15 protein-coding genes are annotated in these 16,019 nt (G+C 69.2%); 9 read left to right on the top strand and 6 right to left on the bottom strand.

What is annotated here, in order from left to right; translation table 11 throughout:
- Nucleotides 1-135 precede the first annotated feature (135 nt).
- From rbsD to A8713_RS10955, 5 genes are read right to left on the bottom strand one after another with little or no spacing between them, the layout of a single operon-like run.
- Nucleotides 136-525: a D-ribose pyranase gene (gene rbsD, locus A8713_RS10975; protein WP_064533252.1), complete on the bottom strand. Its 390-nt coding sequence runs from the start codon at nucleotides 523-525 to the stop codon at nucleotides 136-138.
- Nucleotides 522-1,454, bottom strand: a complete 933-nt coding sequence (locus A8713_RS10970; RefSeq protein WP_064533251.1) for a ribokinase — start codon at nucleotides 1,452-1,454, stop codon at nucleotides 522-524. Before A8713_RS10970 ends, rbsD begins: the two co-directional genes overlap by 4 nt.
- A gap of 53 nt (nucleotides 1,455-1,507) precedes the next feature.
- Nucleotides 1,508-3,457: an ABC transporter permease/substrate-binding protein gene (locus tag A8713_RS10965; RefSeq protein ID WP_064533250.1), complete on the bottom strand. Its 1,950-nt coding sequence runs from the start codon at nucleotides 3,455-3,457 to the stop codon at nucleotides 1,508-1,510.
- Entirely contained in the window at nucleotides 3,447-5,018 is a 1,572-nt protein-coding gene (locus A8713_RS10960; RefSeq protein WP_064533249.1) for a sugar ABC transporter ATP-binding protein, read from the bottom strand. Before A8713_RS10960 ends, A8713_RS10965 begins: the two co-directional genes overlap by 11 nt.
- Complete coding sequence (locus A8713_RS10955; RefSeq protein ID WP_064533248.1) at nucleotides 5,015-6,169, bottom strand: LacI family DNA-binding transcriptional regulator; 1,155 nt, start codon at nucleotides 6,167-6,169, stop codon at nucleotides 5,015-5,017. The genes A8713_RS10960 and A8713_RS10955 overlap by 4 nt, the downstream gene beginning before the upstream one ends.
- 301 nt (nucleotides 6,170-6,470) lie before the next feature.
- Here A8713_RS10955 and A8713_RS10950 point away from each other — a divergent pair, with 301 nt between their 5' ends.
- The 9 genes from A8713_RS10950 to A8713_RS10910 all read left to right on the top strand — a co-directional run bounded on the left by A8713_RS10950 (nucleotide 6,471) and on the right by A8713_RS10910 (nucleotide 14,652).
- Nucleotides 6,471-6,797 (top strand): hypothetical protein, encoded by a 327-nt coding sequence (locus tag A8713_RS10950; protein WP_064533153.1) that lies wholly within the window; start codon nucleotides 6,471-6,473, stop codon nucleotides 6,795-6,797.
- Nucleotides 6,798-6,878: 81 nt separating this feature from the next.
- Complete coding sequence (locus tag A8713_RS10945) at nucleotides 6,879-7,199, top strand: pore-forming ESAT-6 family protein (protein WP_064537427.1); 321 nt, start codon at nucleotides 6,879-6,881, stop codon at nucleotides 7,197-7,199.
- A 53-nt stretch (nucleotides 7,200-7,252) separates the two neighbouring features.
- Nucleotides 7,253-7,642: a DUF6507 family protein gene (locus A8713_RS10940; RefSeq protein ID WP_064533152.1), complete on the top strand. Its 390-nt coding sequence runs from the start codon at nucleotides 7,253-7,255 to the stop codon at nucleotides 7,640-7,642.
- Entirely contained in the window at nucleotides 7,639-10,989 is a 3,351-nt protein-coding gene (locus A8713_RS34925; protein WP_443069709.1) for a hypothetical protein, read from the top strand. Before A8713_RS10940 ends, A8713_RS34925 begins: the two co-directional genes overlap by 4 nt.
- Nucleotides 10,989-11,774, top strand: coding sequence for a hypothetical protein (locus tag A8713_RS10930; RefSeq protein WP_237305344.1), 786 nt, complete (start codon nucleotides 10,989-10,991; stop codon nucleotides 11,772-11,774). The genes A8713_RS34925 and A8713_RS10930 overlap by 1 nt, the downstream gene beginning before the upstream one ends.
- A 168-nt stretch (nucleotides 11,775-11,942) precedes the next feature.
- Nucleotides 11,943-12,287 (top strand): pentapeptide repeat-containing protein, encoded by a 345-nt coding sequence (locus A8713_RS10925; RefSeq protein ID WP_159393081.1) that lies wholly within the window; start codon nucleotides 11,943-11,945, stop codon nucleotides 12,285-12,287.
- A gap of 82 nt (nucleotides 12,288-12,369) precedes the next feature.
- On the top strand, nucleotides 12,370-12,900 hold the full coding sequence (locus A8713_RS10920) for a GNAT family N-acetyltransferase (RefSeq protein ID WP_064533245.1): 531 nt from the start codon (nucleotides 12,370-12,372) through the stop codon (nucleotides 12,898-12,900).
- On the top strand, nucleotides 12,893-13,399 hold the full coding sequence (locus tag A8713_RS10915) for an SUKH-3 domain-containing protein (RefSeq protein ID WP_257784407.1): 507 nt from the start codon (nucleotides 12,893-12,895) through the stop codon (nucleotides 13,397-13,399). Before A8713_RS10920 ends, A8713_RS10915 begins: the two co-directional genes overlap by 8 nt.
- A gap of 374 nt (nucleotides 13,400-13,773) precedes the next feature.
- Nucleotides 13,774-14,652 carry a hypothetical protein gene (locus A8713_RS10910; protein WP_159393080.1) on the top strand — a complete coding sequence of 293 codons (879 nt, stop codon included), beginning with the start codon at nucleotides 13,774-13,776 and terminating at the stop codon, nucleotides 14,650-14,652.
- 12 nt (nucleotides 14,653-14,664) lie between these two features.
- Here the strand turns inward: A8713_RS10910 and A8713_RS10905 are convergent, their stop codons facing one another.
- Complete coding sequence (locus tag A8713_RS10905; RefSeq protein WP_064533243.1) at nucleotides 14,665-15,552, bottom strand: hypothetical protein; 888 nt, start codon at nucleotides 15,550-15,552, stop codon at nucleotides 14,665-14,667.
- Nucleotides 15,553-16,019: the final 467 nt, after the last annotated feature.

The raw sequence follows: 16,019 nt of genomic DNA, 5'->3' as shown, positions 1-16,019 counted from the left end.
GGGGCGACCCGGGGAGGCTCGGGGGGAGCCACGGGTTCCGGCGCAGGAGGGGAAGAGCCGAGGGGGCCGGGTCGACGGACCGGGCCCCCTCGAAGCTGTCCGGGGCGGGTACCGCTCCCGGACCGCCGCCTCACCTCAGAAGAACACCCCGCAGCGCAGCAGGACGTTGGCGTACGGCCGCGCCTCCCCGGTCCGTACGACCAGACGCGCGCCCGCCGACAGCTCCTTCAGCCGCTCGTGCGGGACCAGGACGAGCCCGGGGAGGCGGCCCTCCAGCAGCGCCCACGCCGCCGGATTGGCGCCGCGTGACTCGGCCGCCGCCGTGGCGCCCTCCACCACCAGCTCCGCGAGCAGCCCGTCCAGCACCTCGGCGAAGGACGGCACCCCGGCGCGGAACGCCAGGTCGACCACGCGCGGCCCGTCCGGTATCGGCATGCCCGCGTCGCACACCAGCACCTCGTCCGTGTGCCCCAGCTCGGCCAGCGCACCGGCGAGATGCCGGTTGAGGATGCCCGCCTTCTTCACCGGGAGCCGCCCCGGGCGACGGCGGGGCCGAGCGCGTCGACCTCGGCGGCCGTCGGGTACGACTCCTGCGCGCCCCGCCGGGTCACGGCCGCCGCGCCCACCCGGGCCGCGTACGCCGCCGCCTCCGGCAGGGAGGCGCCCGCGCCGAGCCGCCAGGCCAGCGCCGCGGTGAAGGCGTCGCCCGCGCCCGTCGTGTCCACGGCCTCCACCCGCACCGACGGCACCCGGGACACCCCCTGCGCCGACGCCACCAGGGCGCCCTCGCCGCCGAGGGTGACCACCACCGAGCGCGGCCCGCGCGCGAGCAGCGCCCGCGCCCAGTCCTCCGGGGCGTCGCCCGCCCCGTCCCCGCCCAGGATCACCTTCGCCTCGTGCTCGTTGACGATCAGCGGATCGCAGGCGTCCAGCAGTTCCTGCGGCAGCGGGCGCGGCGGCGACGGGTTCAGCACGAACCGGCTGTCCGGCGCGAGATGCCGTACGGCCTCCACGACCGACTCCAGCGGGATCTCCAGCTGCGCGGACACCACCCGGGCCGACCCGACGAGCGGGGCGGCGGCGCGGACGTCGTCCGGGGTCAGCCGGCCGTTGGCGCCCGGCGAGACCACGATGCTGTTGTCCCCGGAAGGGTCCACCGTGATCAGCGCGACCCCGGTCGGGGCGCCCCCGGCCAGCACACCCGCCGGGTCGACACCGGCCGCCCGCAGCGAGTCCAGCAGCAGCCGGCCGTGCGCGTCGTCGCCGACCCGCGCCAGCAGGGCCGTACGGGCCCCGAGCCGGGCGGCGGCCACCGCCTGGTTGGCGCCCTTGCCGCCGGGGTGGACGGCCAGGTCGGAGCCGAGCACCGTCTCCCCGGCCGCGGGCCGCCGCTCGACGCCGATCACCAGGTCGGCGTTGGCCGACCCCACGACCAGCAGGTCGTAGTCGTACATGCGCTGTGTCTCCTTGAGGACCATGAGAGATCGGGGGACGGGCCGGTCACCGGTCAGCCGCTGAACCCGGCCACGTTCTCCTTCGTTACCACCTTCACCGGCACCTTCACCGTCGGCGCGACCTGCTTGCCCTGGACCGCCTTGAGCGCGTTGTCCACGGCAATCCGGCCGAGCTGGCTGGGCTGCTGCGCGACGGAGGCGTACAGCGTGCCGTTCTTCACGGCCGTCAGCCCGTCCGGGGTGCCGTCGAAGCCGACCACCTGCACCGACGTACCGGCCTTGGAGCCGAGCGCCTTGACCGCGCCGAGCGCCATCTCGTCGTTGGCGGCGATCACGCCCTGCACGTCCGGGTGGGCCTGGAGCAGGTTCGACATCACGTCGAGGCCCTTGGTGCGGTCGAAGTCCGCGGGCTGCTGGGCGAGCACCTGGATACCGGGGTACGCCTTGAGGCCCTGGGCGAAACCGGCGGCGCGCTCACGGGCGGCGGAGGTGCCCGCCTGCCCCTGGAGGATCACGATCTTCCCGTGGCCGCCCAGCTTCCCGGCGATGCTCCTGGCGGCCAGTTCGCCGCCGGCCACGTTGTCGGAGGCGACCAGCGCGGCCGTCTTCGCGTTGTTGACGCCGCGGTCCACGGCGATCACCGGGATGTCCGCCTTGCCCGCGGCCTTCACGGAGTTGCTGGCCGCGTCCGAGTCGACCGGGTTGACGATGATCGCGCCCAGGCTGGAACTGGTGAAGTTCTGGAGCTGGTTGGCCTGCTGCGAGGCGTCGTTCTGCGCGTCGGTGACCGTCAGGTCCAGGCCCAGCTTCTTCGCCTCGGCCTGGGCGCCCGACTTGATCTGCACGAAGAACGGGTTGTTCAGCGTGGACAGCGAAAGACCCAGCTTCGGCGTGGTCGAGGCGGACCCGGTGTGCAGCAGCGAGGTCGCCGCCACCAGCGCCACCGTCACCACGGCCGCCAGCCCGTACGTCGCCGCCTGCCTGCCCTTGCCGCCGCCGCTGCCCGTGCCCGCGGCCTGCGGGGTCGCCCCCGCCTTGCGGCGCACCGTGTCCAGCAGCACCGCCAGCGCGATCACCACACCGATGACGACCTGCTGCCAGAACGCGGACACCGACAGCAGGTTGAGGCCGTTCCTGAGCACCGCGAGGATCAGCGCGCCGATCAGCGTGCCGGACGCCTTGCCGGTGCCGCCCGCCAGCGAGGCGCCGCCGATGACGACCGCGGCGATCGCGTCCAGCTCGTAGCCGTTGGCGGCCTGCGGCTGCGCGGAGGACAGCCGGGCGGCGAGCACGATGCCCGCGGCGGCGGCGAACAGCCCGGACAGGGCGTAGATCGCGAGCTTCTGCCGCTTCACGCGCAGCCCCGAGAGCCGGGCCGCCTCCTCGTTGCCGCCGATCGCGTACATCGAACGCCCGATGTACGTACGTCCCAGCACGAACGCCGTGATCAGCCCCATCACGACCATGACCAGCACCGGCACCGGCAGCCAGCCGCCGAGCGTGTCGCCCAGGTGCGAGACCGAGTCCGGCAGGGCGATCGGGGAGCCCTGCGAGATGACCAGTGACAGACCGCGCGCCACCGACAGCATGGCCAGCGTCGCGATGAACGGCGGCAGCTTGCCGTAGGAGATCAGGAAGCCGTTGACCAGGCCCGCCGCGATGCCCGTGGCGACGGCGAGGACCACCGCGAGGGCGACCGGCACCCCGTGCGAGGTGGCGCTCCAGGCCAGCACGGTCGCCGAGAGCGCCGCCACCGAACCCACCGACAGGTCGATGCCCGCCGCGACGATGACGAAGGTGACACCGAAGGCCAGGATGGCGGTGACCGCCGCCTGGACGCCGATGTTGAGCAGGTTGTCCGTCGTCAGGAAGTCGCCGGAGAGCGCGGACAGCGCGATGACGAGGACGATCAGCGCGGTCAGCGCGCCGTTGTCGAGGAGCAGCCGGCGCAGGCCGGAGGCGCCACCCGCGCCCGCCTTGCTCTTGAGCGTGTCAGTGGCCACGGGGGGCCTCCACTTCGGTCGTTCCGTTCACAGGGGTCGCGGGGTTCGAGGGGCCCGCGGGGGCGGACGAGGAGGGCGAACCGACGGCGAGCGCCATCACGGCGTCCTGCGTGGCCCGGTCGGCCGGGAGCTCCCCGGCGATCCGGCCCTGGGCCATCACCAGCACCCGGTCGCTCATGCCGAGCACCTCGGGCAGATCGCTGGAGATCATCAGGACGGCGGCACCGGCCGCGGTCAGTTCGTTGATGAGCTGGTAGATCTCGACCTTGGCGCCGACGTCGATGCCCCGGGTCGGCTCGTCGAGGATGAGGACCTTGGTGTCCGCGAGCAGCCACTTGCCGATGACGACCTTCTGCTGGTTGCCGCCGGACAGCGTCCGCACATGCTGGCCGAGCCCGGCCATCCGCACACCGAGCTGCCCGGCGATCCGCTCGGCCGCCCGGTGCTGCCCCTTGAGGTCGACGAGCCCGCCGCGCGAGGTCGAGCGCAGGGTCACCAGACCGAGGTTCTCCGCCACGGAGGCGTCCAGGACCAGGCCCTGGCCCTTGCGGTCCTCGGGCACCAGCCCGATCCCGGCGGCCATCGCCGCGTTCACGTCGTGCCGCCGCAGCCGCACGCCCGCGACCCGGACGTCCCCCTTGTCGTACGGGTCCGCGCCGAACACGGCCCGCACGACCTCCGTACGGCCCGCGCCGACCAGCCCCGCGATGCCGACCACCTCACCGGCGTGCACCTCGAAGCCCACGTCGTGGAAGACGCCGTCACGGGTGAGGCCGTCCACGGTGAGCAGCGGCTCGCCGCGCTCGGCCCGCTCCCGCGGGTACTGCTGCTCGATGGAGCGGCCCACCATGAGCCGGACCAGTTCGTCCTCGGGCGTCGAGGCGGGCACCTGGCCCACGCTGCGCCCGTCCCGGATGACCGTGACCCGGTCGCCCAGGGCGGCGATCTCCTCCAGGTGGTGCGTGATGAACACGATGCCCACGCCGTCCGCGCGCAGCGCCCGCACGATCGCGAACAGCTTCTCGACCTCCTCGGAGGTCAGCACGGCGGTCGGCTCGTCCATGATGAGCACGCGCGCGTCCAGGCTCAGCGCCTTGGCGATCTCGACCATCTGGAGCCGGGCGATGCCCAGGTCCCGCACCCGCGCGCGGGGCGACACCTTGACGCCCACCCGGTCGAGCAGGGCGGCGGCCTCCGTCTCCATCCGCTTGCGGTCGATGATCCCGAAGCGGCGCGGCTGGCGGCCCAGGAAGATGTTCTCCGCGACCGTCAGGTCGGGGACCAGGTTGAACTCCTGGTAGATGGTGGCGATCCCGAGCCGCTCGGAGTCCTGCGCACCGTGGATGCGCACCTCCTCGCCGCCGGCCAGGATCCGCCCCGCGTCGGGGGTGTAGGCGCCGGAGAGCATCTTGATCAGCGTGCTCTTGCCCGCGCCGTTCTCACCGAGCAGCACGTGCACCTCGCCGCGGCGCAGGTCGAAGTCGACGCTGTCCAGCGCCACCACGCCCGGGAAGGTCTTCCGGATGCCCTCGATGCGCAGCAACTCGTCCGGGTCGCTCACGGCATGCTCCTGTTCGTTGCGAAGGACTCGTCCTCCGGTAGGGCTCCGGCACCGGCGGCGGGCTCCCGTACGCCGGGGACGACGGTCACGGCAGCGGACGGCTCGGCGGGGAAGCCGGGCAAGCCGGGGGAGGAGGGGGAGCCGGGGGAGGGGGAGGAGGGGGACTCGCCGCACGAGCGGCGCACCACGAGCCGGGCGGGCAGGGTCACCGACTCCGGACCGCGCCCCTCGACCCGGTCCACCAGCGCCCGTACGGCGGCCCGCCCCAGCGCGCCGGTGGGCTGGGCGATGGCGGTGATCGGCGGATCGGTGTGCACGAACCACGGGATGTCGTCGAACGCGGCCAGCGCGATGTCGTCCGGCACCCGCAGCCCGCGGGCGCGGATCGCGTCCAGCGCGCCGAGCGCCATCAGATTGTCGGCGGCGAAGATCACCTCGGGCGGTTCGGGCAGGTCGAGGAAGCCCTCGGTGACCCGCCGCCCGCTCTCCGCCTGGAAGTCGCCCTGCCCCGTGTAGGCGTCGGGCAGGTCGAGCCCGTACGCGGCCAGCGCGTCCCGGAAGGCCCGCACGCGCTCGCTGCCGGTGGTGGTGGCCGCCGGGCCCGCGATGATCGCGAGCCGCCGGTGGCCGAGCCCGCACAGGTGCGCGACGAGATCACGCACCGCCTGCTGCCCGTCCGCCCGGACCACCGGCACGTCCACGCCCTTGATCCACCGGTCCACGAACACCATGGGCGTGCCCGCCCGCGCGGCCTGGAGCATCAGCGGCGAACCGCCGTCGGTGGGGGAGACCAGCAGCCCGTCGATCCTGCGGTCCAGCAGCGTCCGTACGTGGTGGTCCTGGAGGTCGGGCCGCTCGTCGGCGTTCCCGATGATCACGCTGTAGCCGAGTGCGCGGGCCTCCTCCTCGACGGAGCGGGCCAGCTCGGTGAAGTAGGGGTTGAGCACGTCGCTGATGACCAGCCCGAGCGTGCGGGTCTGGTCCGTGCGCAGCGACCGGGCGACGGCGTTCGGCCGGTAGCCCAGCGCCTCGACGGCGGCCCGCACACGGGCCCGCGCCTCGGCGCTGACCGACGGGTGCTCGTTCAGGACGCGCGAGACCGTGGCCACGGAGACACCCGCTTCGGCAGCGACGTCCTTGATGCTCGCCATCGCCGTTCCACCTCCTCGTGGAATCGATTACATGAGGGATTGGAATCGATTACTCGGCGCGGGGCAAGAGTCTGTGACCAGATCGTGACGTACGGGCCGGGGTGCCGTGACCAGCGGGCGGCGCGGCGCGAACGCCGGTGAACGGCCGCTTCCGCCGTGACGGTCACCGGTTGTGGCAGCCCTGTGACGCAACACGGTTGCGACGGCGATGGCCGGTTGTGAACATGGAGAGGCGAAGACGTTCACGGAGGGTTGTTCACCGAGGACGGTGCAACCCGCTTCAGGGGGAGGCGAGTTCGGCGTGAAGTTCGATATGGGTACGCAGACGTTGTCGACGTTGACGCGTGATTCGCGTGGGTCGAGTGATGATCTGGGGTCGTTGATCCGTCAGTTGGTGCAGGCGGTGGAGCCGTTGGAGGGGAAGTTCAACGGTACGGGGCGGCGGATGTTCGATGAGTTCAAGGGGCGGGCGGACGGGATCGCGCGTGAGTTGAATGCGTCGTTGTCGGCGATTGTGGGTGGTCAGTCGGGGATGGACGGTGCGTTCTCGTCGGGTGATCAGGAGCAGGGTGACAATGCGCGGCATCACATGGGTGCGGCGAATTTTGATGCGGCGCGGTTCCGCTGATCCGTCGGGGTCGTTGGTGTCGTTGGTGTCGTTGGTGTTGTCTGTTCTGTTGTTTTTCTGTTTCACGGGGAGTGGTGTGTGATGGCGGGTTCGGGTTCGGGTTCGGATCGTCGTTCGTATGACACGGGTGCGTCGTCGGATGTGCAGGGGAGTCTTCAGGCGGTGGTGGCGCGGTTGGAGGAGGTGATCGGGCAGCGTGATCGTCAGGTGAAGGCGGCGATGGCTGATTTCACGGCTGATGGTGTGGCGGATGAGTATCACGGCAAGGAGCAGCGGTGGAATCGTGCGTCGCAGGAGGTGCGGAACATCATCGGGCTGGTGAAGTCGACGTTGGAGAAGAATGACGCGACGGCGCAGTCGACGTTGGCGAAGGCGAAGTCGGCGGTGGACAACATCGGCTGAGGGGCCGGTTTCGTGGGGTCTGCTGTAGGTCGTGGTGGGTACGGGGGTTGTCGGTGTCGGGCTGGGATCTGAAGCCGCAGGGTATTTCGGGTGTGTTGAGGACGACGGGTGAGTCGGCGTCGCATCTGGAGACGTACGGGAAGGCGTTCGGGGAGCATTTGACGTCGGCGGCGACGTATGCGGGGACGATCTCTGCGGACTCCGGTGGTGGGGGTAAGGACGGTAAGGGGCAGGGGGGTCTGGTGGCGTTGGCTCTGTCGCAGTGGGCGGAGCATGCGTCGAGGGATCTGCAGTTCGTGGCGGCGCGGGCGGGTAAGTCGTTGCAGGGTGTGGTGGATGCGACGACGGCGTATCTGAATGGTGATGAGGAGATGGCGGCGCGTGCGCAGCGTGCTGCGTTGAAGGCGCCGAAGCTGGATGCTCCCGGGGTGGGTGCGGGGTGATCAAGCCTGAGGAGATTCCGCAGTTCACGGGTGATCTGGAACTGCTGGAGAAGGCGTACGGGAACCTGAAGGCGGACGCGGGTCATATCCGTTCGACCGGTCAGGACGTCCACACGAAGTTCCAGGGACTGTCGGCGTATTACAGGGCTCCGGAGGCGGAGCAGTTGTTCGCGTCGACGAAGCCGGTGAAGGACCGCGCGGACACGTTCGCGACCGGGCTGGAGTCGGTGTCGGGGGCGTTGTCGGGGTATGCGACGGAGATCCGTCCTCTCGTCAAGAAGCTGGAGGATCTGAAGGACGAGGCGACGACGTTCGTCGATTCGGTCAAGGACGACGACGACTGGCAGTACGACGGTGACAAGGTCGATCACCACAACCGGATCCGGGACGAGATCACGCGGACGGTCGCGGCGTTCTGGGCGGCGGAGCGTACCTGCCACAACAAGATCACCGCGTTGTTCCACGGTACGCAGATGGTCGCGGGGGACGGTTCGGACCGCAAGGACCAGTACGGGTTCGACGCGGATGATCTGAAGAACGCGAAGCTTCCCTGGGGTGACCCGGTGGAGGAGAAGCATCACTGGTACGAGGTGGGTCACTGGGTCAAGTCGTTCGTGTGGGACGGCCTGATCGTGGACGGTGTGTGGGGCACGATCAAGGGTCTGGGGACGCTGGTCGGTTTCGGTGGCTGGGAGGCGATGGGTCAGGCGTGGAAGGGCCTCGCGCAGCTCGCCACCGGTCTGGTCCTGACCTCGTTGCCGGGTCTGGGCACGCTGTTCTGGGCGCTGCCGGACGACAAGCTGCCGTCCTGGATCCGTGATTCGCGTACGGCGATGAAGGAGACGGGGAAGGCGCTGGTGGCGTGGGACGAGTGGGGCAAGAACCCCGCCCGCGCGGCCGGTGCGGTCACGTTCAATGTGCTGACCACGGTGTTCACGGGTGGTGCGGGGGGTGCGGCGTCGGGTGCGGGCAAGGCCGGCGCGGTCGCGAAGGCGTTGTCGGTGGCGGGCAAGGCGGGCAGGGTCATCGATCCGATGACGTATGTGGCCAAGGGTGCGGGTGCGGGCCTGTCGAAGATCGGGGACATCACCAAGGCTTTGAAGGGCATCGGCAAGATCGACATCCCGGCCCTCCCCGAGAACGCGATCACCCTCCCCAAGGACGCCCTCAGACTCCCCGACGGCAGCTTCCACCTCCCCGAGGGCACCCCCATCCCGGAAGGAGCGACGAAGCTGCCGAACGGCACCTTCAAGCTCCCCGACGACGTCCCCGTCGTCCACGACGGCGCCCACCCCCTGCCCACCCCCGACCACACCGGTCCCCTCTACGGACACCCCGACGGCCACATCGTCGACGGCAACGGCAAGATCCTCATCCACGCCGACGAACTCCACAAACCCCCCGCCACAGAAACCAACCTCCCGCACACCCCCGACCCCACCCGCGAACCCGCCCTCGTCGGCACGGCTCCCCACACCGCGGAACACGCCGGTGAACACATCCGACTCGGCAGCAACACCAGTCACGACGTCGGAGACGTGCATGGAATCGGGGACAGCAGGCCCACTGCGTCCTCGGCTCACGGTGGTGGCCACCCCTCTGATGGCAGCGTGCATCACCACGGAACAGAGCCGTCAGCCGTTCACGAGTCGCCGTCGGGACACCCCAACGGCAACGAGGGTGCTAGCCGCCCCCACCACGACAGTCACGTCGGGGACGGTCACGACGGCTCCACGGTGGATCACCACGATCCGCACGGAGGGGCTCACGGACACGAATCCGACCTCGGCGGCGGAGGAGACACGCACCTCCCACGGGACATCGATCTCGACGGACCGATGGCGAACGTGCCCGACGGACCCTCCGGTTCCTTGCCGGACGGCTCGTGGGCAGGCGAGAACGGGCTGCATCTCGATCCCGAGGCGAACCGGGTGGCCGACGAGTTCATGGATCGTTCCAAGAAGGCCGAGCCTGACATCACTGAGTCGATGCAGTCTGTTGCGAGCCGGGTCGACGAGGGGAAGCTCATCGGGCTCGAGTACCGACTGAAGGGAGCGGACTCCCTCAAACGCAAGCTCGCCACAGACCTGTTCGAGAACATCGGCAGGCGTCCTGACGAGGTTCTGGGAGGCATCAAAGACTCCATCCGCTACACCATGGAGGTGCCGGTGGAGCGCTACACACATGGTGTTCAGCAGGCGATCGATGAACTACAGGCCAAGGGTTTCGAGAACGTCACCTACAAGAACACTTGGGACTCGGCGGGATACAAAGGGATCAACTCCACCTGGCGGGACCCTGTCAGTGGCCAGGCGTTCGAAGTGCAGTTCCACACTGCCGACAGCTTCACAGCCAAGATGGACGGCCACATCCTCTATGAGAAGGAGCGCTTGCCTGGGGTTTCCCCCGAGGAACTCGCCGCCATCAAAGTTGAGCAGACCGAGCTGTTCGGCAGGGTACCGGTGCCTCATGGAGCAGCTGACATCCGGCTCGGCGCCCATGGATCCGCGGACGTTGTCCCGGCCATCAGCAGGGAATCCGGCGGGAGTGCCGGGCATGCCGTGCCTCCTACGCACGAGCCACATGGTCCCCCGCACGATCACCAGGCATCCGACCTCCACGACCCCGAGCACTCCGTCGAGCCGACGGGGCACGGCCAGGGGACGTCCCACGGACACCAGGAATCGCCTGGTGAGAGTCCGTACACAGAGGGGCCGCAGGGCGGCTGGAGCGGTGCCGGCTGGGTGGAGAAGCCTGATCCCATTCATGACCCGGATTCTGTGGTCGCAGCCGAGATGTACGAGCACATCAGGTCGACGGAAAATCGGGTGGAGCTGCCCGCTATCTCGAAGAACACGGGTGTCGACGAATCGGTGCTCCGGCAGGTGAAGAGTCACTTGTTCCGGTCCCAGCATGAGGTGGCCATCGGTCCCGGCACCACCAAGAAGGGCCTCTTTACTCCTCGCAGGGACATCGGCGAGCTGTGGTCCGCAGCCAGGGAAGGAAAGCTGAGCGAGGAAGGAGTACAGCAGTTCAAGCACCTCATGGCGCATGAGTATGTGGAGAGCAGCCTCATGAAGTCGGGCCTCCCGTACATCCGCGAGTATGATCACTTGTGGGAGTTGGACCCGTCTGACGGTAAGTACTACCGACCTCAGTTCCCGCAGGATGTGCGCGACGCAGGAGCCCACGATCTGGCGCCCAACGACAAGATCGGGGGGTTCCGCCACTGGAGGTCCTTGGGGATGGAGCACCCTGGGGTCGTTCTGGCCGATGACCTGTCCAACCTCGATGATGTAGTGAAAGCAATTCACCAGCAATTGCGCTCGAAGGGGTTGGAGCTGTAGTGAGTACCGAACTGTCGCGCACCGTACTGGAACGTCTGCGTACGGTGGAGTGGTACGGCGACTGGGACACTGCCACTGCGCACACCCGATCGCGGGCACTCTTGATGCGTGAATTCATGCGCCGTTCCGCCCTTTGGGCAGAAAATTATGGTGCGCAAGTCGAATGGCCCTTCTTTGACATCACAGAGTTCATCGATCCGGCTTTCTCCTTCGATCCGGAAGTGGAGAGAGAGCTGGATGAATTTCTGATGCGTATGGTTCCCACTCCGTCGACTGCGAGAACGTGCCGCGGTGCCGTGCGGTGGCCGGCTTTTCGCGCAGCGCGCGCGGAAGACTTGCCCGACCTTCCCGATCCGTACGAACCGCTGCTGCTCATGTATGGGAGGGGCGGTGGGTATTCGGTCGAGGAATTCATTGACCTCTACGGTGTGATGATTCCTTACGGGAATTTTGAGTCGAACCTCAGGGCCGAGTCGTTCCTCACGCTTGAGGCCTCCACGCTTGACGCGCTCGACCAAGACGCAACGGGTCGTATCACGTACTACGCCAAGGTCGGCGATGGTTACTCTCGCACCGCCCCGCTCGGCATCGTAAGGAGGAGAAAGGTCGGAAGGGAGGGTGCGACACATGACGAGGCATTCACGCGCAACCTGCGGTGGGAGCCTACGGAGTATATGCGTCGATACGAACTGGGAGAAAACGATGTGGACCATGTGGAGATTTCGGAGCGGGAAGCTGCCGCGTTCATCGAATCCGTGACCAAGCGCCTGACGGGCGCTCGATAGCCATCGAAGGTCCGCAAAGGGAAACAAGGATCAGCAGGACGGACGACTGTACCCTCTCCAGGTTTCCGGACGACAGGTTCGCCGCGCGGCGGTTGCGTGAACGGCTGGACGAGGATGCCGGTCTCGACGCCATCGGTCTGAACCTCAGCGGTGCCGACCTTTCGCGTGGTGATTTCTCCGAGTCGATGTTCAACGACGTTCATCGACGCGAAGCTGATCGGTACGAGGCTCGTCGGGGCCGATCTGTACCACTTGTACGCTCTGGCAGCGGACTTCAGCAGAGCCGATCTGACGGGCTCCTCACTCGTGCAGGTCGAACTCGACGATGCCGTCAGGAGGGAAGCGGTTCTCGACGGGGCGGATCTGGCGAAGGCTTCGCTGCGTGACGTGGATGCCATGAGAGCCAGCTGCCGTGGCACTCAGTTCATGGGGTCCGCCCTGCCGGCCGTGGACTTCCGGTCCGCGGACCTCAGCGGCGCGGTCCTCGTCCGGGTCGTCGCCTCCGCCGGGTAGGGGCAGGAGTTCCGGTCAACTGACGCACGCGCGCTCCAATACCCCGAGGCGGCACTCGCCTGCGCAGTGCCATACTCCGCCCATGAAAACCGAGGTGGCGGGGACCGCGACGGCCTGGAGTCTGCGTCCCGCCGTGGTGGCAGACATCGAGCCGATCGCCGAGCTGCGGGCCGAGGTCATGCGCGCCGATCTGGAACGCCTCGGACGCTACGACGAACACCGGGTGCGGCAGCGGCTGCGTGATTCCTTCTCCTCGCGGTACACCTCGGTCATCGAGGCCGGCGGCGAACTCGCGGGCTGCGTGACCTTCCGTCCGGCCGACGGCAGGCGATGGCTGGAGCACTTCTACCTCGCCCCGCACCACCAAAGCCGGGGCCTCGGCTCCGCCGTTCTCCGCACACTGCTCCGGCGAGCCGACGCCCAGGGCGAGACCGTCGCCCTGAACGTCCTCCAGGGCAGCCCCGCCCGCCGCCTCTACGAACGCCACGGCTTCGCCCTGGAAGCAGAAGACCCGGTCGACGTCTTCCTGGCCCGTCCACCAGGTGCGGACGCCTCGTCGTACGCGCGGAACGAGGCGAACCGGCTGGGCCTGCTTCCTCGAAAAAGTGGCTGAGGAAACTCATGGCACTGGAGACGGCAGCCCGTCCCGGGCCGTGTCCGAATGGCTTATGGCGAACGGCTGGTTCCCCGCACGTGACATCGGTGCGGAAGCCGAGGAACTGGTCCGGATCCGGGCAGAGGATGCCCGGCGACAGGGCGTCACGCTGTCGCCCCTGCCATCCGCGTCGCGGATCGTCCACGTGTACGGCGGTCTCACACTGCCGTGGCCGGGAGCAGGGAGAGCGGCCCTGATCGTGAAGCCGACTGTTGGCTACGACGGAGATGCGGCAGCGATCATCGAGTTGGCGGCTGCGCTGGGGACCCGACTGTTCCCCGTGGGATACGAACGGTCTGAGTACGGCATCGTTCTGGTGGACGAGCATGGTCGATTCTTCATGCTGCACCACACCGGGGGGTACTACATGGGAAAGGACGAGTTCGACGCCTTTTCCCGCCTCCTGAGGTCGGAGGCGTATCCCGACGCGGAGGACTCCTTCGATGAGACCCGCTAATCCCTCTCATCCCTGCGAAGAGGCCGCCTCTTGGATCTTTTGCAGCCGTGAGGGCCCAGCGGCCCTCTCGAAGGGCCCGATCCCCGGCTCGCCGGCGGCCAGGAAGCCTTCGACGACCGGACCGAGGCGGTCGTAAGCCGCGTACGCGCCGCCGAACGGCAGGGCATCCGGAGGACCGGAGGAACGGAGCCGGTCGAGCGGTGGAGCTGCCCGGTCTGCGCGTCGTGCCACACGTAGAACGTCGCGACGCCGGGAAAGCCCAGGCCGTGAACGCGTTCACGGAGGGCGGCCGCGGTCTGTCCGAACGCGGCCACCACCTCGGACACGGTCAACGATCACCAAGGGCTCGTCCGCCACCTGACACCATGCTGCGGATGGACGTCTTCCTGACCCCGGCCGCGGCCGGACCCGAGGAGATACGGCGGATCCTGGCCGAGGCGTTCCGCGTCCCCGTCTCCGGCGTCGATGTCTCGGAGCAGTCCGAGGTGCGGTCGCGGAACTGGGACGCCCTCGTCACCTGCGAGTACGAGCACCTCGCCCGAGCCGCTGCCGGGGACCTCTCATGGGTCCTCGGCGTGTACGCGGCGCGAGAGGTCGAGCGGCGGCCCGCGGGGGAGGAGCTGGCCGCCCACCTGGCCGGGCGGCTCCGCGTGCCCGTGTTCCACACCTGGGACGGTGGGCTGCCCTGGATCAACAGGGTCGCTATGCTCGGCGGCGGGGTCACACTCGCGCGCGTGGCCGAACCCGGTGGCCCGGAGGCCGGATTCTCCGTGGAAGCGGCCGAGGCGCCGATCACCGGCATGCCCCATGTGCCCGTCCTCCACCTCCCGGAGGTGGTGCGCGCCTTTCCGGTGCCGACGCCGCTGACCGACGCGGTGCTGCCCATGGGCGCGGTGAGCGGGCCGGAGCGGAGAGCTCGCGGAGCGTTGTCCGGCTGGGAGCGGCTGTGTGTGCGGCTGCGGAGCGGCTGGCCGCCTCGCGGCTGGTACTCCGCAGCCCTGTACGCCGAGGACCTGGCGTGGCGCGACACACTTGCGGCGGCCCTGGCGGACCTCCCCGACGGCCTACGGCGCGAAGCCACCGGGCTACTGCGGGAACTGGACGGCGAGTACCGTGCGTCGACGCTGAACGACGCCGGGCACGCCCTCTCCGCCGCCCTCCGCACCGAGGCGGCTACGACGGCTCCGCCACCCGGTCGTGCCTGGTACTGGAACCGCCGCCCCCAGTACCTCCCATGGGCGGAACCGAAGTGACAGGGACCGCCGTCAGTCCTCCCCGGCGAACAACTCCTCCGCATCCGCCGCCCGCACCGCCCGCTGGGCCCAGGCTTCGAGCTGGTCCAGGTCGGTGCAGGTGCTCACCCGCTCGCGGATGGCGTCCGTCACGGGGATGCCACGCCACTCCATGATGCGGAGCGTCATCTCGCGCCGGGCCTGGAGCCTTCCCTGCTCCCGGCCTTCCTCGCGCACCTGCTCGGCCAGCGGGTGCCGCCAGAAGTACTGGATCGCCGTCATCATTTCCCTCCACATCTGTTGTGCCTGGGGGTCGGCCAGGCAGGAGTCGACGAATTGCACGAAGACCGCGGCGTTGTCGGGGTCGATGGTTCCCAGGGCGGAAGCCAGGGACTTCAGTATGGCCGGGACCTGCGGACCGCGTCCGTGAGTCATCGCGGAGAGCACCGCGAGGGGGACGTCCCGTTCGGCCTGGCGCTCGTCCGCGATGACGGGGACGTTGTCCGGGCCCAGCACCAGGGGACGGACGGTCAGCGAGTGCCAGCCGGGGAAGCCGAGCCGGATCGGACGCGACGCCCAGCGTGCCGTGGCGCTGCTCTGCGTGGTCACGATGAGCACCGGCTCGCACCGGTACTTCTCGTACAGGTAGGACAGGTAGTACGGCCAGCTGCCCCGCTTGCGTTCGTCCTTCTTCCCCTGCGATTCGACGACGAGCAGATACGTGCCCGTGTCCGTCTCCGCGCGCAGCAGGGTGTCGACGCGGCGCTCGACCGGTTCGATCTCGGTGAGGTCCACGTTCAGCGCGGCGATCTCCGTGGGCTCGGGGAACGGAACGTGCAGGACCTTCTGCAGCGCTCTCGTCAGCAGCGCCGGGTCCTTCTGGAAGATCCGGTGCAACGCCTCGTGCGACGAGCTGACCATCAGCTCTCCTTTCCGTACGAGACGATCAACGAGCCTGGCCGCCATAAGTCGCGCCCACGTCCGAAACTCGCGTCCGCGTCCGACCAGCCCCGGTCGCGCCGCACGGCGAGGCCGGCCGGAGGACGGCGGCGTACGAGGGCGTACGAGTTCGAGTGCAACGCCGACAGCGATAACCCGACCAAGGGCCGCCCCGCCCCCGCCCCCGCCCCGCCCCCGCCCCGCCCCCGCCCCGCGTCCCCGGAACCGCCGGGTCCGCCCCCGCTCCCACCGCCCCCCCCCGTTATCTTCTTCGCGGTTCCGCAATGGGGCCGCTGGCCTCCGGGCCCGGCATGGCTGTTGCCCCCTGTCGAAGGCATGACCTGGGGGGTGGTGTCACCGGGCCTGGGAGGTGCCGTCGGAGACGCTGATGAGAGGTCCGGCCACCGCCCGGTCCGGCGCAACGCCGGACAGCTCGTGGGCGGCAGGTC

It is taken from the genome of Streptomyces sp. SAT1, assembly GCF_001654495.1.
Classification (GTDB): domain Bacteria; phylum Actinomycetota; class Actinomycetes; order Streptomycetales; family Streptomycetaceae; genus Streptomyces; species Streptomyces andamanensis.
Note: the sequence above shows the minus strand (reverse complement) of the source record. Positions and strands in the feature narration are given on the sequence as shown.